The sequence below is a fragment of the Streptomyces sp. NPDC001617 genome (genome assembly GCF_053596855.1).
In genome coordinates, this window is sequence record NZ_JBSFHA010000034.1 from 23,289 (window position 1) to 44,802 (window position 21,514).

Below are 21,514 nucleotides of genomic sequence, written 5' to 3' on the forward strand. Positions count from 1 at the left end.
CGCCCCTGCCCTCAACCCGCGCGAAAGGCTTCACCGTCATGCCCGTTTCATCCAGAGGCTCCCTCGACCGGCGCCGTTTCCTGACCGCCTCCGCCGGTGCCGCTCTCTCGACCGCCGCCCTGCCCGGCTGTGCCGCCTCCGTCGACTCGGGGAGCGGCGCCAAAGGCGCCAAGGAGACGCTCACCATCATGGACACCGCCTGGACCAAGAAGGACAGGCAGAACGCCGAGCGCGAGCTCGGTATGAACCTTGAGATCGTCACGTACGACGTCACCAAGCTCAACGCCATGCTGGCCGGCAAGAACCCGCCGGATGTGGTCCGCAGTATCGGCGCGACGGACGTGCCCTACTTCGCCGCGCGGGGGCTGATGGCCGACCTGGACCAGTACTTCGCCAAGAGCGACGCGCTCAAGCCCTCCGACCTCGCCCCGGCCAACGACGTGTGGCGCTACGACGGCACGACCAAGAAGCAGGGCACGGGCCCCCGCTACGGCATGGCCAAGGACTATTCGCAGGACTGCATGTTCTGGTATCGCACCGACATGTTCGAGGCGGCCAAGCTGGAACTCCCCAGCGACACCGAACCGTTGTCCTGCGACGAGTGGCTGGACCTCGGCAAGCGCCTGGCCAAGCGCCGGCTCGGCAAGGTGAAGGTGTACGGCCTCAGTGGCACACCTCTGGGCGGCCCCCTCACCCAGGTCATGTGGATGGCCGCGTCGGCCGGCGGGAGCCTGTTCGCCGAGGACCTGGCGACGGTGGACTTCTCCTCACCCGAAGCGCTCAAGGCACTGCGGTGGTACCTGGACTACGCGAAGGCCGACATCGGCCCGAGCGTCGTCAACCCCAACCCGGACGGCTGGGACTGGCCCACCTACCAGGCCAACCGTATGGCGATGGCCACCGACGGCTACTGGTTCGGCGGGACGATCGGCGGCGACGCCAAGATCGCCGAGGTCTCGCGGTTCGCCCCCGCACCACAGCTCGGCAGCCACCGCATCAGCCCCTGTTTCAGCGGCACCGGCTACTGGGTCCCCAAGGAGGCCAAGAACAAGGACGCCGCCTGGAAGTACTTCGAGTGGTACTTCGGCGGCAAGCCCGCCCAGGACCGCGCGACCACCGGCTGGGGCATCCCCTCACTGAACTCGCTGCGCTCGAAGATGCCGCGGGACACCGCGTTCCACAAACAGTCCTACGAGGTCCAGCAACGGGAGCTGGCCTACTTCTCGGTGCTGCCCGTCAGCCCGTACGCCCAGGTGGACGCCCTCAACGCGGTGCTGACCAAGGTGCTGCCGGACGCGATCAAGGGCGGCGCATCCGCCGGGAAGATCGCCGACACGCTCAACTCCCGGATCAACGAACAGCTCGCGCGGGGCAAGGAGCTGGTGGGGTGAGCACCGATCAACTCGCCGGTCCGGACGCGCGTTCGTCGATGCGGGCGGCCGTCACCCGGCCCGGCTCGACGCGAACGCGCCGCCCCCGCTCGCTGCGGGCCCGCCGCACCGGGGCCTTCTACGTGTTCGCCGGCCCCTGGCTGCTGGGTTTCCTCGGCATGACGGTGTTCCCGCTGGGCTACGCGCTGTGGCTGAGCTTCACCAACTCCGACGGGCTGTCCCCGAACACCCGCTATGTGGGGCTGGCCAACTACCGGGAGGTCTTCTCCGACCCGGACACCCTGGCCTCCCTGGCCCGCACCGGACTGTTCGCCGCGATCACGGTGCCGCTGACCATCGCGGCGGGACTGTTCCTCGCGGTGCTGCTGAACCAGCCGATCCGCGGCCGGGGCGTGTTCCGCACACTGGTCTATCTGCCCGCCGTGGTGCCACCGGTCGGTGCCGCCCTCACCTTCAAGCTGATCTTCGACCGTGACTCGGGCTCCGCCAACGGCCTGCTGGACATCTTCGACGTCAACGGGCTGGCCTGGCTGCAGGATCCGTACGCCCGCTGGGTGCTGATCACGCTGACCGTGTGGGGCTGCGGGAACGTCATGATCATCTCGCTGGCCGGCCTCCAGGACATCCCCGCCGAACTGCTCGACGCGGCGCGGGTGGACGGGGCGAACTGGTGGCAGTCCTTCACCCGGATCACACTGCCCCTCCTCTCCCCTGTGCTGTTCTTCCAGCTGGTCACCCAGATCATCGCGACCCTTCAGAGTTTCCTGCCACTCCTCATCGCGGTCGATCCCACGCCCAAAGGAGTGGGGGCCGTGCCCGAGAGCAACCAGCTGATCATGATCGACGTCTTCGCCCAGTACTTCTCCAACGGCCGCTACGGCTACGCCTCCGCCCTGCTCTGGGTACTCTTCGCGTTCGTCATGGCCGTCACCTTCCTCGTCTTCAGGCTGAGCAAGGGAGTGGTCTTCTACTCCGTGGATCCCGAGCAGAAACAGACCAAGCCCCGGACGATCGGAGACAGCTGATGGTCCTGGCCCGACGCAAAGTCGTCTACATGCTCCTGGTCGCGCTCCTGGCGCTCATGCTCAGCCCCTTCGGCTGGCTTCTGATCAGCGCGTTCAAGGACCCCTCCGAACTGCGCGCGGTGCCCATCCACTGGTGGCCGCACCACCCCACCCTGGAGAACTTCCACCTCGCCCTGACCCTCTTCGACTTCTTCGGCTACGCCCGCAACTCGCTGACGATCGCCGGTATCTACTCGGTGCTGATCACTCTGGCCTCGGCCTGGGCCGGCTACGGCTTCGCCCGGCTGAGCGGGCCGGGCAAGCGGATCATCTTCGGCCTGGTGCTGTCCACGATGATGACGCCGCAGATCATCACCCTCATCCCGACCTACCTGCTGTTCGCCAAGGCCGGGCTGACCAACACCTATGTGCCGTGGGTGCTGTGGGGGCTGGCGGGAGCGCCGTACCTGATCTTCCTCTTCCGGCAGTTCTTCACCAACATGCCCAAGGAACTGGAGGAGGCGGCGATCATCGACGGCTGCGGCCAGATCCGCATCTTCTGGCGGATCTTCCTCCCGCAGTCCTGGCCCGTCATCGCCACCAGCCTGGTCCTGTCCTTCAGCTGGAGCTGGGGCGACTACATCTCCCCCGCCCTGCTGCTGGACGACGACCGGACCACGCTCGCCGTGAAGATGGCCACCGGCTACGTCAACGAGCACGGAGCCGGCCTGTACACCGTCGTCGGAGCGGGCGCCATCCTGTACATCCTGCCCTCGCTGGTCCTGTTCCTGGTCCTGCAGCGCGGCTTCGTCGCCGGCACCGCCACGTCCGGACTCAAGTGACCACGTCTGCCCATCCCGGAGCCACACAGTGACCACGAAACCCGTCCTCTCCGTCCCCGGCATCGCCTACGGCGGCGACTACAACCCAGAACAGTGGCCCGAGGAGGTGTGGGCCGAGGACATGCGTCTCATGCGCGAGGCCGGTGTCACCTTCGTCAGCGTCGGCATCTTCTCCTGGGCCCTGCTGGAGCCCTCGGAGGGCGTGTACGACTTCTCGCGGATGGACAGGATTCTGGACCTGCTGCACGAGAACGGCATCGCCGCCGACCTCGCGACCCCGACCGCGGCGCCCCCGGCGTGGTTCTACCGTGCCCACCCGGAGGCGTTGCCGGTCGACAAGGAGGGCCGCCGGCTGTCGTACGGCAGCCGCCAGACGCTCTGCCCGTCGAGCCCCGCCTACCGCGAGGCCGCTCTGCGCATCACGCGCGCGCTCGCCGAGCGGTACGCGGGCCACCCGGCGCCGGCGATGTGGCACATCCACAACGAGTACGGCTGCCACAACAACGCCTGCTACTGCGACACCAGCGCGGCGGCGTTCCGGGCCTGGCTGCGTGCGAGGTACGCCGACGACCTGACGGCGCTGAACGACGCCTGGGGCACCACCTTCTGGGGCCAGTGGTACTACGACTGGGACGAGATCCTGCCCCCGCGGGCAAGCGGCGCCGGCCCCAACCCGTCCCATCTCCTGGATTGGCGCCGCTTCAGCTCGGACGAACTGCTGTCTCTCTACAAGGCGGAGCGTGACGTGGTGCGGGAGGCGACGCCCACCACTCCCGTCACCACCAACTTCATGGCGATCACCGACGCGCTGGATTACTGGCGCTGGGCCCCCGAGCTGGACGTGGTGGCGAATGACCACTACACGATGTCCACCGACCGCGAGCCGGAGATCGAGATCGCGCTGAGCAGCGATCTGATGCGGTCGCTGGCGGGCGGCCCCTGGTTCCTGATGGAGCACTCCACCGGCGCGCTGAACTGGCACACCGTCAACCGACCCAAGCGGCACGGTGAGTTGCGCCGCAACGCCCTCGCACACGTGGCCCACGGCGCGGACGGCATCGCCTTCTTCCAGTGGCGGGCGTCGAAGGCCGGCGCCGAACAGTGGCACTCGGCGATGGTTCCGCACGCCGGCACCGACAGCCAGATCTGGCGGGACGTGGTCCGACTGGGCACCGACCTCGGGGCGCTGGCCGAGGTGCGTGGCAGTACCGGCACGGCCGAGGTCGCCATCACCTGGGACTGGAACGCCCGTTGGGCCCTGGAATTCCCCGCCCAGCCCAACAGCGAACTGCGCTATGTGGACCTGGTGCGCTCCTGGTACGAGCCGCTGTGGCGGGCGGGCGTCGCCGTGGACTTCGTACGCCCCGACGCGGACCTGTCGTCGTACCGACTGGTCCTGGTTCCGAGCCTGTACCTGGTCGACGACGAGGGCGCGGCGAACCTGGCGGGCTTCACGGAGCGGGGCGGAACCCTCGCGGTCGGCTTCCACAGCGGGGTCGTCGACCAGAACTGCCATGTCCGGCTGGGGGGTTACCCCGGAGCGTTCCGCGAAGTGCTGGGCGTCCGTTCGGACGAGTACTTCCCGCTCCAACCCGGCGAGACGATCGGACTGAGCGGGGGCGGTACGGGTTCACTGTGGTCGGAACGCCTGCGCCTGGCAGGAGCGGAGGCGGTGACGACGTACACCGACGGGCTGATGGCGGGCGTACCCGCCGCGACCCGGAACACATACGGCGAGGGCAGGGCCTGGTACCTGGCCACGCACCCGGACCCGGCCACCCTCGCGTCCCTCCTCGCCTCGGTGTACACCGAGGCCGGAGTGGAGCCGGTCCACACGGCACCGGAGGGCGTCGAGGTGGTGCGCCGCCGATCGCCGTCCGCGGACTACCTGTTCCTCATCGACCACGCGGGCTACGGCGCGAAGGTGACCGTCGCCGAGGACGCGGTCGAACTCCTCACCGGCAAGCCGGTACCCGGCTCGGTGACGGTGGCACCGGGAGAGATCGCCGTGGTACGCGAGCCACAGCACGGCTGACGAGACGATCCCGGTGCGGGACCGCTGTTCGGAGAAGAGACCTCAGGTGGACCGTCTCCCTGCACCGACGGCTTCATGCCGCCGCGGGGTCACTCGGGCGGACCTCCTGGTGGTGCGGCACCCAGGCAGCCTCGCCACGACAGGAAGCCGGCACCACGCCGGCCGTGTGTGTGGCGGAGTAGCCCCGCCAGGCCTGGCGGCTTCCGCGCTGATTCCCTCGTCCTCCCGGCGCCCGAGCGAGGAGTCCGCGGTCCGCGTCCCTCGCCGGGCGCAACCGGATGTCGCCGGCGGTGCTGCTCAGTGCTGGTGGTGAAGGCCTCGGCGGAGGGCGGCGATCACATCCGTGTTCATCCGGGTGGCCACGGTGGCCTGGCTGCCCTGGTTGGCGCCGTGGAACGTGCCGGGGTACAGGTGCAGTTCAGTGAGTACGGCGGCCTGCGCGAGCCGCTGGGCGTAGGCGATGGCCTCGTCCCGCAGCGGGTCGAACTGGGCGGCGCCGACGAACGCGGGCGGCAGTCCGGACAGGTCCTCGGCGCGGGCGGGCGCCGCGTAGGAGGACACGCCGTCCCCTCCCCGTACGCCCTCTCCGAGAAGGTGGTCCCAGCTGAGTTCGGCGTCGGGCCGCCTCCAGCCGGGGGTGTCGGTGTAGGCGCGCATCGACTCGGTGAGCAGGCGGTCGTCGAGCACGGGGGTGAGCAGGCACTGGAAGCAGAGGTCCGGGCCGCCCCGGTCCCGGGTGAGGAGGGTCAGCGCGGCGGCCAGGGCCCCGCCCGCGCTCTCCCCGAAGACCCCGATCCGGTTCTCGTCGATGCCAAGACCGGCCGCGTTCTTGGCGACCCACTCCAGGGCGGCGTAGCAGTCCTCCATCGCGGCGGGGTGGGGATGCTCGGGCGCGAGACGGTACTCCACCAGCACGACTGCCGCTCCCGTCTCCGCTGCCAGGCGGCGGGCGTCGGCGTCCGAGGTGGCGATGCCACCGAGGACGAATCCGCCGCCGTGGAGGTACAGCAGCCCCGGGACTTCGCCCGGGCCCGCGGGACGGATGACGCGCACCGCGACGGGCGGGGCGTCCGCGGACCCGGGCACCCGCTCGTCCTGGACGGTCAGCGGCACGGGCGGCTCGTACGGGGGCTGGTAGGCCAGCCCCCGGGTCATGCCGGCGCGTGCGGCCTCGTAGTCGCCGAAGTCGAACAGGGCGACGAACTCCAGACGGGGTGCGAGTTCGGGGTCGATGGGGTAGGACGGGTCGGTCATCGGAGGTCCTCTGCGGTGGTGGGCCAGGGGATGCGGAAGGTGTGCCCGCCGGGGCCGACTTCGGCGGGCGCGCTGCCGGGCAGCTCCACGGTGGCTGTGGCGCCGTCCGGGACGAGGACGTCCAGCCGAAGTTGACCGTTCGCGATCCGCCAGGAGGACTCCGCGCGGCCGTACGGCGTCTCGTGTGCCGTGTCGGCCCAGGTGATGCTGCCCCCGGGAAGCGGGCGGAACCGGATCCGGCGGTAGCCGGGCTCGGCGGGTGCCAGTCCCGCGACGGTGCGGTGGAGCCAGTCGGCGACCGCCCCGGGGGCGTAGTGGTTGAGGGAGTTCAGGGGCGTGGAGTTGAGGCCGCCATCGGGCAGTACGGCGTCCCAGCGTTCCCAGATCGTGGTGGCGCCGCTGTCCACCTGGTACAGCCAGGAGGGGCACTCGCGTTGGGTCAGAAGCCGGTAGGCGGAGTCGGCGTGGCCGGTGTCGGTGAGCGCGTCGCAGATCAGCGGGGTGCCGAGGAAGCCGGTGCCGATGCGGTGGCCGCGTGCGGCGACCAGCGCGGCCAACTGCTCACCGGCTCGCGCGCGTTCGGCGTCGTCGTCGATCAGCCGGAAGCACAGAGCCAGCGCGTACGCGGTCTGGGTCTCCTCGTGGAGCAGGCCACCGCCCCGATGGAAACGGTCCCGGAACGCCTCGCGCACCGCGTCGGCCAGCGCGTGATAGCGCACGGCGTCGTCCTTCTCCTCCAGAACCTCCGCGGTACGGGCCAGCAGCCGGGCCGAGTGCGCGAAGTAGGCGGTGGCGACCAGCGGTCCGGAGGTGCTCGACCTCGGGGGCATCGACGGTGGCGCGGTCGGGTCGAGCCAGTCGCCGAACTGGAAGCCCTCGCCCCACACATGGCCCGGTCCGGCGACCGCGTCGACGGTGTCGACCCAACCGCGCATGGACGGGTACTGGGCACGGAGCACCTCGGCGTCGCCGTAACGCTCGTACAGGGTCCACGGGACGACGACGGTCGCGTCGCCCCATCCGGCCATGGGCCGGTTGCTGCTCGGCGGCGGGGAGCTCTGGAAACGCAGCGGAACCGCGGGGCTCATCAGCGGCGGCACACCGCCCTCGTCCGCGGCTTGTTCGGCGGCCAGGTCGCGCAGCCAAGAGGCGAGGAAGTCCCGGACGTCATAGAGGAAGGCGGCGGTGGGGGCGAAGACCTGGGCGTCCCCGGTCCAGCCCAGACGCTCGTCGCGCTGCGGGCAGTCGGTGGGCACGTCGAGGAAGTTGCCGCGCATGCTCCACACGACGTTCTCGTGCAGCCGCTCCAGGGAGGGGTCGGAGCAGGCGAACCAGCCGGTGCGGCGCAGGTCGCTGTGCAGGACCACGGCGGCGATGTCACCGGGCCCCAACTCACCCGGCCAGCCTTCGAGTTCGGCGTAACGGAAGCCGTGGAAGGTGAAGCGGGGCTCCCACTCCTCCGCCTCCGCGTCGCCCCGCAGGACATAGCGGTCGGTGGCCTCGGCGCCCCCCAGCGAGCGAGCGGACGGCGTCCCGTTCTCCAGGACCTCCGCGTGGCGCAGCGTGACGGTGTGGCCGGCCTCGCCGCGGACCCGGATGCGCAACCGGCCGACCAGGTTCTGCCCGAAGTCGACCACGATGCGCCCCTGGTCGTTCCTGCTCACGCAGACCGGCCCGAACTCGTCGACCCGGCGGACCGGCGGGCTGTCGGCGGGGAACAGGACGGACGGGTCGAAGCCACCGAGGACCTGCGCCGGCGGCCAGGCGGAGTCGTCGAATCCCGGTGCGCTCCAACCGGGCTGTTCGAGGCGGGCGTCGTACGTCTCGCCCTCGTACAGCCCGGTCACGACGACCGGTCCGCTGCCGGCGCGCCAGCCGGGTCCGGTGGTGACGGTCTGGGTGGTCCCGTCGGCGTAGGTGATGTGGAGTTCCGCGAGCAGGCCGGTGCGCGAGCCGTACAGGTTGCGAGTGCCGCCGTTGAATCCGAGCAGCCCCCGGTACCAGCCATCGGCCAGGTGGGCGCCCCAGGCGTTGGGGCCCGTCCGCAGCAGACCGGTGACGTCGAACGTCTGGTAGCGGTGCCGATGGTGATAGCTCGTCCAGCCGGGGGCCAGCACTACGTCGCTGACGACCGTGCCGTTCAGCTCCGTCTCGTACACGCCCAGCGCTGTGATCAGCATGCGGGCGCTGCGCACCGGCCCACGCACGGTGAAACCGGTGCGCAGCAGTATGCCGGGTCCCGGCGCATCAGAGGGGGCGGCTGCCGGGGAAGCCGCTGAGGCGGCGATGACCTGTGCGGTCCACTCGTGCTGAGGCATGTCGTCTTTCTGACGGGGCGGGACGCGGCCGTCCGGTACACCCCTCGGAGGTACTGCCGGTACGGCCGCTGTACGGAAGGGTGATGCTCGGTGAGCCGAGGGGGCCCAAGACGCGGCGGCGGCGACCCGGCGCCTCCGGCTCTGCCTCCGACAGCTTCAGAGCCGGTGTCAGCGGGCGGAAAAGTGCGCCGGAGCTGCGGTGAGCTCGTACGCCACTCTCCGGCCCTGAGGTGGCCGACCTCCGAGGTCCTGGAGAAACGTGACGATCAAGCGGAGGGACCTCGGGGGCGAGACGGATGGTCTGTCCTGAGGCTCCGGCGACACACCTTGCCCATGTGGGTCCTCGCTCTCTCATGGCAACGGCGCGCGAAGGTCGGGTGTGATGGCCGAGTCGACCGGAATGAACCGCCGGTCCGTCGTCGGCTGGATCAGGGTAGGCCGTAAAAACCATCAGGGCAATGGTTTTTACGGCTGGGTACGATGCCGCCATGCCGAGGCAGAGAAGAACCGGAAGCTACGCGGTGGGCCGCGCCCGGCAGGACGCCATCCTGGACACCGCCACCGAGCGTTTCGCCCAGGCCGGCTATCACCGCACGTCGATGGGCCAGATCGCGGCCGACGTCGGCCTCAGCGAGCCCGGGCTGCGGCATCACTTCCCCACGAAGAAGCACCTGCTCGTCGCAGTGGCAGGCCGCCGCTTCGACCTGCTCGCCACCTGGGCCAGGGAGGCGCCTCGGCCCGATGACGACACCCGCCCCTTCCGTGTGATGCTCAGCATCACGGAACGCATGGTCACTCAACCAGGACTCATCGAGCTGTTCGTCCTGATGTCGGCCGAGGCCGCCGGCCCCGCCAGCCCGGCTCACGTCCTGTACGCCACCCACTACGACCAAGTGGTGCGGGCGATCGCCGGGGAGTTCCGCAGCACCGCCGAGCAGGGCTTCCTCAGGGCCGACATCGACTACGAGGCCGTCGCCCGGCGCTACATCGCCATGAGCGACGGACTGCAGCTCCAGTGGGTACTGAGCGGTGGTGCGCTCGACCTCGTCGGACTCATGCGCGGCTATCTCGAGCAGCTCGCTCTCACCTTGCAGGCCTCGCCCGGCCCTCTCGATCTGACTCCTGCTGAATAAAGCCGCCTGACGGGCTCGACCCTCTGGGGGCCGAGCGGGCTCTCACGCGCGGGCACATGGGCAAGGAGAGCCTCGGCCTCGACCTGCGCGGTGAGTGGGTGTCGAGCACCACCAGTGTCGGGTCCGCCTTCCGCCGCGCCTTCTTCCCGCACCTGCCACCGCAGCAAGTCGTGGACGGTCTGGTCGGTGCCGTCATCGCGCCACTTGGTGAAGTGGACATCACCGCGCCGCGGAGGAAACGGGCATGTCCGCCAGCGTGTCGCAGCCCGAGACCTGGTCCCTGGGCCACGCCGTCACCGCCGGCATCGCCCTCAAGGGCATCGTCAGGCCCGGCGAGACGGGCGGGTACTCATTCGCGCCGTGCCGGCGGCCTTCCATGGCTGGAGCGCGGCCCCCTACGGCAAGCGGAAGCACGGTTACTACCTGGGCGGGGGCTCCAGGACGTGCCCGTCGAGAAGCCTGTGCCGCCCCACCGCCGTCAGCCGGCCGGTGGGGCGGGTAGTCAGCATGCGGAAACGGTGAATCTGACGATCATGGAACGGGGGTCGCAAACCGTTGACGGTTTAGGCCGACGGCCAGGACCTGCCGCAGGCGCGGTGCCGGAACTCCCGTCACCAGGAAAGGGATCCGCTCGTGCCGGAGCTGTCCAGCAGTGTCCGCGGGCCCAGCGCCGGAATTCGGCAGCCGGGCCTGGGGAGATCACGCCGACGCGCGGGCGACGATCCGGCCGGGCGGGGGCGCCAGAGCGCCCGGGTCGAGGCCGAGGGCGTTGCGGGCCGCGATCCGTCCGAGGATTTCGGCGTCGATGTGGACAGTGGTGAGTGCGGGGGTCGACAGGGAACCGTACTCGGTCTCGTCGAAGCCGATCACTGCCACGTCCTCGGGCACCCGTAGCTCCAGGTCGCGCAGGGCCGTCAGGGCACGCAGCGCGATGTCGTCGTCGAAGGCGGCCAGGGCGGTCACGTCGGCATGGGCGGCCAGGAATGTCTCGACGGCGGTAGCGCCGGCCTGACGGGGCCGCGGAACGACGAAGCGCTCCAAGGGCGGAAGCCCCAGCCGTCGGGCAGCCTCCTGGGCGAATCCGAGCCGGGTCTCGGTCAGCGGATAGTCGCGGTCGGTCATGCTCATCGCGATCCGGCTGTGGCCCTGTTCGGCAAGGTAGCGGATCTGCAGCGCGGCGTTGGCGGCGAACCCGCTCTCCCAGTCCTCCTCGGTCGGCTCGTGTCCCTGCAGGTAGGCCTCGCCGAGCCGCAGCACCGCTCTCGGCGCGATGGTGTCCAGCATCTGCTGCGTGGCCTCGGGGATCGCGTGACCGTGCCGGACCAGGAGGATGTGGCCGTGCTCGGCCAGTTCCTCGTCCAGGCCCCGGACGTAGCTCCGGGAGAAGTTGCCCTCCATGCCCCAGTCGACGTTGAGCACGACGATGCGCGACGAGCCCTCGCGCAGCGCGCGGGCGATGCCGTGCGCGACGTATCCCAGGTCCTGGGCGGCCTCCATGACCCGCTCGCGGGTCGCCGCCGAGATCGTCTGGCGCGGATCGTCGTTCAGCACGAAACTCACGGTGGCCCGCGACACGCCGGACGCCTTGGCCACGTCGGTCAACGTCACTCGGCCAGAACGGCCCATGCCGGCACACTTCCTCTCCCTCGGGCTGGGCTCCCCCGGCCCATGTGGTGTCGCCAAGAAGGTGGCATCCCACCTCTAGAACGATTAAGCGCTGGAGTTCAGTCTACGTGCCTAGATCGTTTCAGTTCTTCACGCTCCGAACCGGAACGACAGCGCGCCTGAACGCGGCTTACCTCAGGATTCCCGCATCTGCCGTCAGCGCCAACCCTTGCTCAGGGGGTCTGTGCCGACGGATGGCCCGAAGGCCGCTCCGCCCGAAGGCCGCGCCGTGAAGACGTGCTCGGATGTTCCGCTGACGCGAGGGAAAGCAGCCGCCGCGCCTTCAGTTCGGTTTCCTGCCACTCCCGTTCTGGCTCCGAACCCCAGGTGATCCCTGCTCCCGTGCCGAATCTCAGGAGTCCTGTGGACCGGTCGATCCAGAAGGTGCGGATGCCGACGGCCAGTTCTCCGCGACCGCGGTCGGCGTCGACCCAGCCGAGTCCGCCGCAGTAGGGGCCGCGCGCCGACGTCTCCAGTGCCGCGATGATCCGCAGGGCGCTCGCTTTGGGAGCCCCTGTGACCGATCCGGGCGGGAACGTCGCCGCCAGCAGTTCGGGCCAACCCGCACCGTCGCGCAGTCGCCCGCTCACCGTGGACACGAGGTGGACGAGCCCTGGATGCTTTTCCACGGCGCACAGATCGGGGACGGTCACGGAACCGGGAACACAGACCCGGCCGAGGTCGTTGCGGACCAGGTCGACGATCATCACGTTCTCCGCGTAGTCCTTTTCCAGCAGGTCCGCCTCGGTCCGGCCGGTTCCCTTGATCGGGCCCGAGGCGATGTCCCTGCCGACGCGCCGCACAAAGAGTTCCGGGGAGGCGGTGGCCACCTCGATGCCGTACCGCGGGATGCGGATGACGCCGGCGTAGGGTGCCGGGTTGTGGCGCGCCAGCAGTCCGGCCAGCGCTGCGACATCGGCGTCCGGCGCGACCGGTGCGGACAGGACCCTGCAGAGGTTCGCCTGGTAGACCTCACCCGCGGCGATGTGCTCGCGGATACGCGTCACCCCGTTCGTGTACGCGACGCGGTCGAGCGAGGTGGACCATGTCCTGGCACCCGGCCCGCGCCACGGCGGCGCCGGCAGACCGTGGCACTCGGCCTGTCGCACGTCGCGGAACCGGGCGCACGTCAGGTGACCCTCGAAAGTCGCCGCGACAGCCCAGAAGCCCTCGGAGTCAAGCGCCGAGGGATCGCTGGTGACGTCCATGAGACCGGTTGCGAGATGGCCGCCGAGAAGCGCCATGGGAGGGAACCGCTCCATTCCGCACCTCCTGTGATGTGGCCTGCCGTGCAACGAGCGGTGGGGGTTTCGCCGTACGGTGCGCTCAGACCACGACGGCCTCGCGTTCGGCGCCCCATTGCGCCGCGCGCAGGGTGTTGACCATGAGCATGGCGATGGTCATGGGACCCACACCGCCGGGGACCGGAGTGACGCGACCGGCGATGCCGTCGAGTTCGGCGGAACGGACGTCGCCGCTCAGACCGGAGGGAGTGCGGTGGATGCCCACGTCGATGACGACCGCGCCGGGCCCGACGTGTTCGGGACCGATGAGGCCACGGACGCCGGTGGCGACCACGACGATGTCGGCGGGCCGGGTGACGGCCGCGAGGTCGGTGGTGAATTCGTGGGCGACCGTCACGGTCGCTCCGCGCCGCAGCAGCAGGTGGGTCAAAGGCTTGCCGACGAGTTCGCCCCAGCCGACCACGGCGACGCGGGCGCCCTTGAGGGGAACCTTCTCGGCGTCGAGGAGTTCGATGACGCCGCTGGGTGTGCAGGGACGCAGGCCACGTTCTCCTCGGGCCAGCAGGCCCGCGCTGGCGGTGGTGAGGCCGTCGACGTCCTTGGTGACGGGTATGCGGTCGATCAGCGCGTCCGCGTCGAGCTGCCGTGGCAAAGGGAGTTGGAGCAGGATGCCGGACACCTGCGGGTCGGCGGCCAGTTCGTCGATCACCGTGGCTACGTCGTCCTGGGTGGCGTGCTGGGGCAGGAGACGGTGAAAGTCGCGCATGCCGGCTTCCTTGATGGCGCGCCGTTTGGCGGCGACGTACACGGCGCTGGCCGGATCGTCGCCGACGAGGATGGTCGCCAGCCCGGGAATCCTCCCCGAACGCGCAGCCGTGGCGACCTCCTCTGCGACTTGTGAACGGATCCGCTGGGCGATGCTGGTGCCGTTGATCGTGGTGGTCATGGTGGCGAACCGCTTTCTTGTGATGAGGAACGATTCGCCCGGGTGAAAGGGGTGCTGTGTGCGGTCACCGTGGCCGCGGCTGTACGACGCCGTGACCGGTCGGCCGTCGGAACGGCCGGCTCGGTCGCATGGGGTGCGCCGCACGACAAGACCGCCTGCTCCCTGCACCGGGCGGTTTCCCTGTCCGTGGGATGTGCCGCGTCCCGCCGTCAGGCGAAGACGATGGTGTGGTTGCCGTTGCGGATGACGCGGTCCTCGGCGTGCCACAACACGGCGCGGGAGAGCACCGCGCGTTCCACGTCGGCGCCGCGACGCGCGAGGTCGGCCGCGGTGTGGGCGTGGGTGACCCGGACGACGTCCTGCTCGATGATCGGCCCCTCGTCGAGGTCCTGGGTGACGTAGTGGGCGGTGGCTCCCACGAGTTTCACTCCCCGCTGCCTGGCCTTGGCGTAGGGGCCGGCGCCGATGAAGGCGGGCAGGAAGGAATGGTGGATGTTGATGATCGGGACGCCGACGCTGTCGATGAAGTCGGCGGAGAGGATCTGCATGTAGCGGGCGAGGACGACGAAGTCGACGTTGCCCTGAAGCAGCCGCAGATGCTCGGCCTCTGCGGCGGACTTGTCCGCGCCCTGGCAGGGGACGTGGAAGAAGGGGATGCCGAAACTGCGGACGTCCTCGGCCACATCGGGGTGGTTGGAGACCACCATGGCGACGGTGACGGGGAGTTGACCCTGCCGGTGGCGCCAGAGCAGGTCGAGGAGGCAGTGGTCGGACTTCGAGGCGAAGATCGCGACCCGCTTGGGCACCGACAGATCGCGCAGCGTGTAGCTCAGCCCGAACGTGTTCACGAGGTGCTGGTCGAGGTCCGTCCGCAGAGCGGGCAGCGCGACCCGGAGGCTGTCCAGGCCGAAGACGGTGCGCTGGAAGAAGGCGCCGCCCTGCGGGTTGTCGGAGTACTGGTCGAGGGAGACGATGTTGGCGCCATGGGCGCCCAGGACCGACGTCACGGCGGCGACGATGCCCGTGGCGTCGGCGCCCTGCACGATGAGCGAGGCCTGCTGGGCGGGCGGCTTGCTCGGGTCGGTGCGGGCCGGGGTGTCTTGCGTGAGGGTCATGCCAGGCTTTCCTTCCGGAAGCGGGCGGCCCAGTCGGAGGTGGCCTTGAGCCCGCCGAACGTGTAGAAGTGGATCTTCAGTTCGCCGTGGCGGCCGGGATCGTGGGCCGCGGCGAGGTCGAGCAGGAATCGGTCCGGCCCCGCGGTACCCATGAGGTTGGTCAGGGAGAAGCCGTACTTCTTGACGACCGAGGCGCTGGTGCCGACCCCGAAACGGGCTGCGTACCCCATGAGCCGGCGCACTCCGGCGGGACCGGGCACCCCGATCCTGATCGGCACCCCGATACCGCGGCTCCGGACCTCTTCCACCCAGGCGAGCACCGGGTCGACGTCGAACCCGAACTGCGTGATGATGCCGCTCTCGAGGGACTGCGCGGCGAGTGCCGCGTACTTGGCACACAGCGCGGCCCACAGCGTGGTGCCGTCGATCTCGGGGTGCCCTTCGGGGTATCCGCTGACGCTGACGTGCCGGACTCCGTACTCCTGCAACAGACCGGTGTCGATCAGGGACAGGGAGTCGGCGTAGGGGCCCTCGGGATGTGCCGGGTCTCCGCCGACGACGAACACGTGGTCGGACGTTCCGTCGGCGTGCAGCGCGGCCAGGAAGCGCTCGAAGTCGTCGCGCGATCCGAGGCGGCGGGCGGATATGTGCGGTACGGGCACGAACCCGAGCCGCTTGACCGCCCGGGCCGCGTCCAGGCGCATCTGCAGGTCCTCGTTGCCGAGGAAGGTGACGTTGATGCGAGTGCCCTGGGGAATGGCGTCACTGGCTTCCTCCAGTCTGGAGACGTCCTTACCCGTCATCTCCAGGGAGAAGTCCTCAAGTAGTGATGTGCTGACCGCTGTTCGTGCCGTGCTGGCGGGAGTCATCGTCTTTCGTCTCGCTTTCTGGTCCGAGGTGCCGTCTCCTGGACACCCGGGGCACCGCTGAGGCAGAAGTGAGGGACCTGCGCCGCCCTCGGGCCACCACAAGGGCGCGGAGGGCCGGCGCGATGCGTGGGCGATCGGCTGTCGTCAGCGGTCGCGGCGGTAGAGGGTGCGCGCGTGCTCGTTGAACGGGGAGGGCTGCACGGTGGCACGGACGCGGGGGAATCCGAGGTCGGCCTCGGGGTCGGTGCCGGGACCGGGGTGCTCGCCCCAGACCACCGTCACCTCGGTGCCCGGTGCGGCGTGCTCGGAGTCGATCAGGGTCTGGGCCAGGACGGTGCCCACCGGGTCGACCGACGCGGTCTGCATCGTCATACCGACCAGACCGGCAGCGGTCTCCACCCGGTGGCGGGCGTAGGTGAGCACGAAGCCGGGATCCTCGCCCTGCCCGATCACGGTGCGGACGTCGTCCGGTTCGAGGACGAGGGTGACCTTGGTGCGCAGCGGCTCGTCCTTGGCTTTGAGCAGGGCGTCGCGCCCGAGGAAGTCGTGGTTGAAGGAGATCATCTTCCCGTAACCGAGTTCGTACGGGGAGACGTAGTAGTCCTCTATGTCCTCGCGGAAGTAGCTGCCGTTCAGCGGACGCTTGCCCTCGATGCCGAACAGGGGCAGGTACTTGCGGTACTCCAGCAGATCGGGGTCGGTGTAGATGCCGGGCACCGGCGAGGGGATCCAGCCGCTCTCCACACTGGCCGAGGTGTACGCCAGGGCCCCGATCTGGATCAGGCCGAGCGGCTCGCCCGCCGTCAGGAACTGCTCGTGGACGTACGCGGCATGCTCCCAGGGACCGATGAACTCGAAGCCGACCTGGCCGGCCATGCCGTGGCGCAGGGCGCGCATCGGGCGTCCGTCCAGGGTGACCGCGGTGGAGTGGAAGAACTTCGTCTCCGGCAGCGGCCCGCCGAAGGCGCGCCCGACGAGTTCCGCGGCCAGCGGGCCCTGTATCTGATAGCGGAACAGCTTCGGGTCGCCGCCACCCTGGCGGAAGGCGGAGGACGGGTCGGTGACGAAGCCGACGTCGTAGCCGCCCTTCTCCGCGTGGTACTGCACCCAGTGCTGCGCGGCGGGGATCCCGCTGAGCAGGTACTTGTTCTCGCCCTCGCGGGCGAGGATCCCGTCAGTGACGATGTGGCCGCTGCGGGTGACCGGCACGTACTGCTTCGCCTGGCCTATCGCGAACTTCTCGAAGTTGTTGGCGCCGTGGTCGGCCAGCGCCTGCGTTGCGTCAGGGCCCTCGATCCACATGTCGTACATGTGGTGGGAGAGGTTGAGCAGGGCCACGCCCTCGTGCCACGCGGCCTGCTCCTGACGCCAGCCGGAGTACTCGCGGTCGACGACCTCGGGGGTCCACGGCGCCGCGTCCGGCTTCCACAGCAGTTTGACCGCCGATCCGGCCTCGTCGATGCCGTCCTGGAGGGAGGGAATGGTCATGTGCGGCTCCTTTTCGGAATACCCGAAGGCAACTAGATCGATTTAGCACGCTAGCGCAGCACTCCTGTTCAGGTGACTACGGCGTTACGAATGCATTGCGTGCGCCACATGCACCCTGCGGGCGCTCATGGGCACCACGGACAGGCCGTCACAGTCGGGGCGCCGCGTAAGCTGCGGCCATACGCACCGCGTCGAGGCTCGCGCGTACGTCGTGCACACGGACGCAGAACGCGCCCGCCGCGGCAGCGAGCGCGGAGACGGCGGCCGTCGCCGAGTCCCGCTCTCCGGGCGGCACCTCGCCGGCGCCTCCGCTCGCGAGGGCCGCGCCGATGAACCGCTTCCTCGACGCGCCGACGAGCAGCGGGAAGCCCAGTCGCCGCAGAGTCCCCAGGCCGGCCAAGAGAGTCCAGTCGTGCTCGGTTCGCTTGGAGAAGCCGAGTCCCGGGTCGAGGACGATGCGGGCCGGGTCGACCCCCTGATCCTTCAACTGCCGTACGCGCAGATCGAGTTCGGCCGCGACTTCGGCGACGACGTCACGGTAGTCGGCATGGCGGTCCATCTCCCGGCTGGGCGCACGCCAGTGTGTGGCGACATACGGGACACCCACCGCGGCGACCGTCGGCACCATGTCCGGGTCGGCCAGGCCGCCGCTGACGTCGTTGACCAGACACGCTCCCACCTCGACAGCGGCTCGGGCCACGGGCGCGTGCATGGTGTCGATGCTCACGCACACCCCGGCACGGGCGAGTTCCCGCACCACCGGGACCGTCCGGGCCAGTTCTTCGGCCTGGGCCACGGGCCGCGCCCCCGGCCGGGTGGACTCACCGCCCACGTCGACGATGTCCGCGCCTTGGGCGGCCAGATCCAGCCCGCGGTCGATAGCCTGCCGCGTCCGCGCGTACAGGCCGCCGTCGGAGAAGGAGTCGGGCGTCACGTTGAGAATGCCCATCACCAGACATCGGTCCGGCCGGGGCAGGCCCTCCGGCCGTGGGGATGTCCTCGACCGCCGGGCGGCGGCGCTCTCCGTGGTCGACATCGGCGGCAAACCTCCTTGATCCCGCACCCTGTTGCGGGAACGGGACGCTAAATCGATTTTGTGGGAGGGTACAAGAGTGTACTAAATCGTTCTAGCGCGATCCGGCGGACACCGGCAGCGGGCCTGAGCCGACAGCACACTGCGACTGAACCCGTCATCGGAGCTCTGGTCAGCGGCGCGGCGGAGGCGTGTGGATCCCGCTGTGAAAGGGCGTGGAATGGAGTCTCGCCGCGCTCGAGTCAGTCACAAGCCGCGTCGGAGTACGACCGTACCGAGCTGCTGATCGTGCTGTCGCTCCCTGGGAGGTCGGGGTTGACCTGGCACCCCGCGCCCGGCCGCATCGCTCTCCCCATCGGTGCGACGTCCGGCGAGCCGACGCCGATCCAGCCCATCGGCGGTCAGGTCGGTCTGGCCGGGTTCCAGCGCGCCCATGGACTGGCGGGGCAGCCAAGAGAAGGCCGGTGAGGCGGTCGCCGGGCTGCTCGACCGGCGGGTGCGGGGCAAGGTCGTTCTCACGGTGGGTGGGTGCCGGTCCCTGGGCGACCGCGGCGCCATGCGGGCATGGTCGTGGGCGGGTCAGGCCGGCGATGCATGGCCTGACCCGCCCACAGGTCAGCGGGTCAGCGGGTCAGCGGGTCAGGAGACCTTGACCAGGGTCCACTGCTGGTTGGTGGCGCCGTTGGTGGGCCACTCGTCGATGGCTGCGCCGTCGGCGGTCGAGTTCTTGGCGACGTCGAGCATGTAGCCGTCCGCGCGTGACTCGATGGTGTAGCTGCCGTTGCCCGAAGGGGCTATCACCCACTGCTGGTTGGCGCCGCCGTTGGGTGTGAACAGCTGCAGCTGGGTGCCGGTCCAGGTGCTGAAATAGGGGATGTCGAGCGCCTTGCCGCTGCCGACGCCGGTGATGGTGTAGTACCCGGCGCTGTTCCGGGCCAGCGTCCACTGCTGGTTGGTGCCGCCGTTGTAGGTCCACTGGTCGATCAGGGTGCCATCGGCGGTACCGCGCCCGACGGCGTCGAGGGCCTTGCCGCTATTGACGCTGAGGATCTTGTAGGTGCCGGAGAGGTCGGGCACCGTGCCCGGGGTGATGGACAGGTTGGAGTACTGGACGGGGTAGTACCCCATGGTGCCGAGGCCGACCTGGCCGCCGCCGTAGCTGGTGTCGGTGACCGTGTCGACGGTGGTGCCGTCGATCTTGGCGGTGATCGTGCTGTCCTGGAAGGACAGGGCGAGGTGGTGCCAGGTGTTCGTGCCGGGGGCGGTCACCGTGCCGCTGGCCAGGGTGGTCCAGGTCCACGAGGTGTCGCTCTTCAGCAGCGACCAGGCGCCGGTGTCGCTCAGCCGCAGGTGGTACGCGTTCAGACCGTCGTTGCCCCTCGCCTGGGTGCCGGCCCGGCCGAGGATCTCGGCGGCGCTTGAGCTCTTCTCGAGCAGTACGTCGGAGCTGACCGTGTAGTTGCTCCAGCTCAGGTCGCCCATGAGGGTGTAAGGCTGAGTACTGGACGTGGTGACCCAGGGGATCGGCGTGACCGGCGCCATCTGGCGCAGGCACTCGCCGCTCCGGCCGCCGCCGCAGGAGGCCGCCTGGAACGCGCCGTTCATCGAGGAGAGGTACTTGGCCTCCTGCCCGGTGCTGTATCCGGCGAAGCTGTCGGAGTACGGCAGCGCGAGCTGGGTGCGCTGGGGAGGCGTGGTGGTGCCCGCGCCCTGACCGGTGGTGGTGGTCACGGTGTAGATGTGGCCGGGGGCCAGGGTCAGCGTGTATGTCCCGCCGCTGGCCGTCAGGTCGGCGTTGCGGACCATGCGCGGGGTCGCGGTCCCCGGGGCGGACAGGTCGGTGGACCACACGTGCAGGGTGCCGCCGGGCAGGCCGCCGGCGACGTTCATCGTGACCGTCTGGGACGCGGAGGCGTCCATCGTCTCGAAGGCGCTGCTCCAGGCGCTCTTGTCGGCTGCGGCGTAGCTGACGTAGCTGCCGTTGGCGCGGTCGCCGCCGAGGTAACCGCTGGCCGTGTCGAGGTACTTCCAGCCGGGCGAGGTGAACTGCGTGGTCTGGGCGATGGCCCATGTGGTGCGGCCCACGAAGTAGTTACCCGACCACGGCTGGTTGGCGGTGATCAGGCCCTGGTCGTGGAAGATGAGGTTCTGGTAGGTGGACGCGACGATGGGCCAGTTGATGTAGGCGGTCATCTTGGCGTCGATGTAACCGCGGTTGAGGCCGCGGGCGACGGGGGCCGCGCCGTTCTCGGTGTTCTCGGAGCCGCTCTCGCTGGCCCAGATCGGCTTGCCGAGTGTCTGGGCGTCGGAGGTGGAGGAGCAGCTCTTCATCGCCGGGAAGACGCACGGGTAGTGGGCGCCGACGATGTCCACGGCGTTGTAGAGGTTGGTGTCGCTCTTCATGCTGGTGGCGATGTTCCAGTTAGCAAGGTCGCCACCGACCAGCTGCGTCGAGGTGTAGCCGTTCGAAACCAGGGCCGACTTCAGGTTCTCGAGCCAGGTCGCGTTGAAGTTCCTCTCGTTCCAGCCGCCGATGTAGTCGATGCTCAGGCCGTGCTGCTTGGCGCAGCCGAGCCAGGACATCAGGTAGTCGATCATGTCCTGGGAGTAGAAGGTGCCGCTCCCGATCCAGCCGGGCGCGCCCCAGGACAGTGCGGAGAGCTTGATGTTCGGGTTGCGTGCCTTGGCCTGCTCCATCAGCCACCACTCGTAGCCCGCGTTGCAGTCGATGGTGCCCTTGGTGTGCTCGATGCTGGCCTCGGCGCCGTCGGTGGAGTTGGTGTCACCGCCGACCTCGACCTTGAGTATCTGCAGGTCGGCTCCGTAGCCCGGCTTGAAGAGGTAGTCGAGGATCTGGTTGCGCTGGGTGGCCGGGTAGTCGTACAGCAGACGGGTGTTGCCGCCTCCGCCGCTGACCGCCCCGATGCCGTCGAAGGTGCGCCCGCTGCTCGTGCCGTCCACCGTGACCGCGGTGTTCGTGACGGCGTACGCCGGGGTCGGGAGACGCCCGTTGAGCAGTGCGAGAGCGAGGAGCAGGACGGCCACGACGGCCGTCGGTCTGATGCGTCTGCTACGCAGACTCAGGACGTTGCACACGGTGGTTCTCCTGGGGTGGGTGTACCGCTGTACTGGCCGCGCCCGTGCAGCCCAGGCCGGTGCCCCGGCATCGAGTCCGGG

The 21,514-nt window shown here is 69.6% G+C and carries 16 protein-coding genes; 6 read left to right on the plus strand and 10 right to left on the minus strand.

Annotated features, from left to right (window positions below):
• Nucleotides 1-38: 38 nt before the first annotated feature.
• The 4 genes from ACWC09_RS24945 to ACWC09_RS24960 are packed head-to-tail and all read left to right on the plus strand — an operon-like array spanning nt 39 to nt 5,272.
• Entirely contained in the window at nt 39-1,391 is a 1,353-nt protein-coding gene (locus tag ACWC09_RS24945) for an extracellular solute-binding protein (protein ID WP_450852803.1), read from the plus strand.
• On the plus strand, nt 1,388-2,416 hold the full coding sequence (locus ACWC09_RS24950; protein ID WP_450852804.1) for a carbohydrate ABC transporter permease: 1,029 nt from the start codon (nt 1,388-1,390) through the stop codon (nt 2,414-2,416). The genes ACWC09_RS24945 and ACWC09_RS24950 overlap by 4 nt, the downstream gene beginning before the upstream one ends.
• On the plus strand, nt 2,416-3,237 hold the full coding sequence (locus ACWC09_RS24955) for a carbohydrate ABC transporter permease (RefSeq protein WP_450852805.1): 822 nt from the start codon (nt 2,416-2,418) through the stop codon (nt 3,235-3,237). Before ACWC09_RS24950 ends, ACWC09_RS24955 begins: the two co-directional genes overlap by 1 nt.
• A gap of 28 nt (nt 3,238-3,265) precedes the next feature.
• Nucleotides 3,266-5,272: a beta-galactosidase gene (locus tag ACWC09_RS24960; protein WP_450852806.1), complete on the plus strand. Its 2,007-nt coding sequence runs from the start codon at nt 3,266-3,268 to the stop codon at nt 5,270-5,272.
• A gap of 297 nt (nt 5,273-5,569) precedes the next feature.
• Here ACWC09_RS24960 and ACWC09_RS24965 read toward each other — a convergent pair whose 3' ends face one another.
• On the minus strand, nt 5,570-6,526 hold the full coding sequence (locus ACWC09_RS24965; protein WP_450852807.1) for an alpha/beta hydrolase: 957 nt from the start codon (nt 6,524-6,526) through the stop codon (nt 5,570-5,572).
• Nucleotides 6,523-8,844, minus strand: coding sequence for a family 78 glycoside hydrolase catalytic domain (locus ACWC09_RS24970; RefSeq protein ID WP_450852808.1), 2,322 nt, complete (start codon nt 8,842-8,844; stop codon nt 6,523-6,525). The genes ACWC09_RS24965 and ACWC09_RS24970 overlap by 4 nt, the downstream gene beginning before the upstream one ends.
• 488 nt (nt 8,845-9,332) lie before the next feature.
• Between ACWC09_RS24970 and ACWC09_RS24975 the strand changes: the two genes are divergently transcribed.
• Nucleotides 9,333-9,977, plus strand: a complete 645-nt coding sequence (locus ACWC09_RS24975; protein WP_450852809.1) for a TetR/AcrR family transcriptional regulator — start codon at nt 9,333-9,335, stop codon at nt 9,975-9,977.
• Nucleotides 9,978-10,676: 699 nt separating this feature from the next.
• Here ACWC09_RS24975 and ACWC09_RS24980 read toward each other — a convergent pair.
• The 7 genes from ACWC09_RS24980 to folP form a co-directional block, all read right to left on the minus strand.
• On the minus strand, nt 10,677-11,585 hold the full coding sequence (locus ACWC09_RS24980; RefSeq protein ID WP_450852810.1) for a LacI family DNA-binding transcriptional regulator: 909 nt from the start codon (nt 11,583-11,585) through the stop codon (nt 10,677-10,679).
• A gap of 230 nt (nt 11,586-11,815) precedes the next feature.
• Nucleotides 11,816-12,904, minus strand: a complete 1,089-nt coding sequence (locus ACWC09_RS24985) for a chorismate-binding protein (protein ID WP_450852811.1) — start codon at nt 12,902-12,904, stop codon at nt 11,816-11,818.
• 64 nt (nt 12,905-12,968) lie between these two features.
• Complete coding sequence (locus tag ACWC09_RS24990; RefSeq protein WP_450852812.1) at nt 12,969-13,832, minus strand: bifunctional 5,10-methylenetetrahydrofolate dehydrogenase/5,10-methenyltetrahydrofolate cyclohydrolase; 864 nt, start codon at nt 13,830-13,832, stop codon at nt 12,969-12,971.
• Nucleotides 13,833-14,041: 209 nt separating this feature from the next.
• Entirely contained in the window at nt 14,042-14,947 is a 906-nt protein-coding gene (gene purU, locus ACWC09_RS24995) for a formyltetrahydrofolate deformylase (RefSeq protein ID WP_450852813.1), read from the minus strand.
• Nucleotides 14,944-15,816 (minus strand): methylenetetrahydrofolate reductase, encoded by an 873-nt coding sequence (locus ACWC09_RS25000; protein WP_450852814.1) that lies wholly within the window; start codon nt 15,814-15,816, stop codon nt 14,944-14,946. The genes purU and ACWC09_RS25000 overlap by 4 nt, the downstream gene beginning before the upstream one ends.
• 144 nt (nt 15,817-15,960) lie before the next feature.
• Nucleotides 15,961-17,304: an aminomethyl transferase family protein gene (locus ACWC09_RS25005; RefSeq protein WP_450852815.1), complete on the minus strand. Its 1,344-nt coding sequence runs from the start codon at nt 17,302-17,304 to the stop codon at nt 15,961-15,963.
• Between the two features lie 148 nt (nt 17,305-17,452).
• Nucleotides 17,453-18,340: a dihydropteroate synthase gene (folP, locus tag ACWC09_RS25010; protein WP_450852816.1), complete on the minus strand. Its 888-nt coding sequence runs from the start codon at nt 18,338-18,340 to the stop codon at nt 17,453-17,455.
• A 312-nt stretch (nt 18,341-18,652) separates the two neighbouring features.
• Here folP and ACWC09_RS25015 point away from each other — a divergent pair, with 312 nt between their 5' ends.
• Nucleotides 18,653-18,805, plus strand: a complete 153-nt coding sequence (locus ACWC09_RS25015; protein WP_450852817.1) for a hypothetical protein — start codon at nt 18,653-18,655, stop codon at nt 18,803-18,805.
• 171 nt (nt 18,806-18,976) lie between these two features.
• On the opposite strand, the gene ACWC09_RS25020 is transcribed toward ACWC09_RS25015, so the two are convergent.
• Nucleotides 18,977-21,433, minus strand: a complete 2,457-nt coding sequence (locus ACWC09_RS25020) for an RICIN domain-containing protein (RefSeq protein ID WP_450852818.1) — start codon at nt 21,431-21,433, stop codon at nt 18,977-18,979.
• Nucleotides 21,434-21,514 lie beyond the last annotated feature (81 nt).

What these genes read in the sequence shown, in the direction of transcription:
- ACWC09_RS24945 (WP_450852803.1), top strand. Translation starts at nt 39, where the DNA reads ATGCCCGTTTCATCCAGAGGCTCCCTCGACCGGCGCCGTTTCCTGACC.
- ACWC09_RS24955 (WP_450852805.1), top strand. Translation starts at nt 2,416, where the DNA reads ATGGTCCTGGCCCGACGCAAAGTCGTCTACATGCTCCTGGTCGCGCTC.
- ACWC09_RS24965 (WP_450852807.1), bottom strand. Translation starts at nt 6,526, where the DNA reads ATGACCGACCCGTCCTACCCCATCGACCCCGAACTCGCACCCCGTCTG.
- ACWC09_RS24970 (WP_450852808.1), bottom strand. Translation starts at nt 8,844, where the DNA reads ATGCCTCAGCACGAGTGGACCGCACAGGTCATCGCCGCCTCAGCGGCT.
- ACWC09_RS24975 (WP_450852809.1), top strand. Translation starts at nt 9,333, where the DNA reads ATGCCGAGGCAGAGAAGAACCGGAAGCTACGCGGTGGGCCGCGCCCGG.
- ACWC09_RS24985 (WP_450852811.1), bottom strand. Translation starts at nt 12,904, where the DNA reads ATGGAGCGGTTCCCTCCCATGGCGCTTCTCGGCGGCCATCTCGCAACC.
- ACWC09_RS24990 (WP_450852812.1), bottom strand. Translation starts at nt 13,832, where the DNA reads ATGACCACCACGATCAACGGCACCAGCATCGCCCAGCGGATCCGTTCA.
- purU (WP_450852813.1), bottom strand. Translation starts at nt 14,947, where the DNA reads ATGACCCTCACGCAAGACACCCCGGCCCGCACCGACCCGAGCAAGCCG.
- ACWC09_RS25000 (WP_450852814.1), bottom strand. Translation starts at nt 15,816, where the DNA reads ATGACTCCCGCCAGCACGGCACGAACAGCGGTCAGCACATCACTACTT.
- ACWC09_RS25005 (WP_450852815.1), bottom strand. Translation starts at nt 17,304, where the DNA reads ATGACCATTCCCTCCCTCCAGGACGGCATCGACGAGGCCGGATCGGCG.
- folP (WP_450852816.1), bottom strand. Translation starts at nt 18,340, where the DNA reads ATGTCGACCACGGAGAGCGCCGCCGCCCGGCGGTCGAGGACATCCCCA.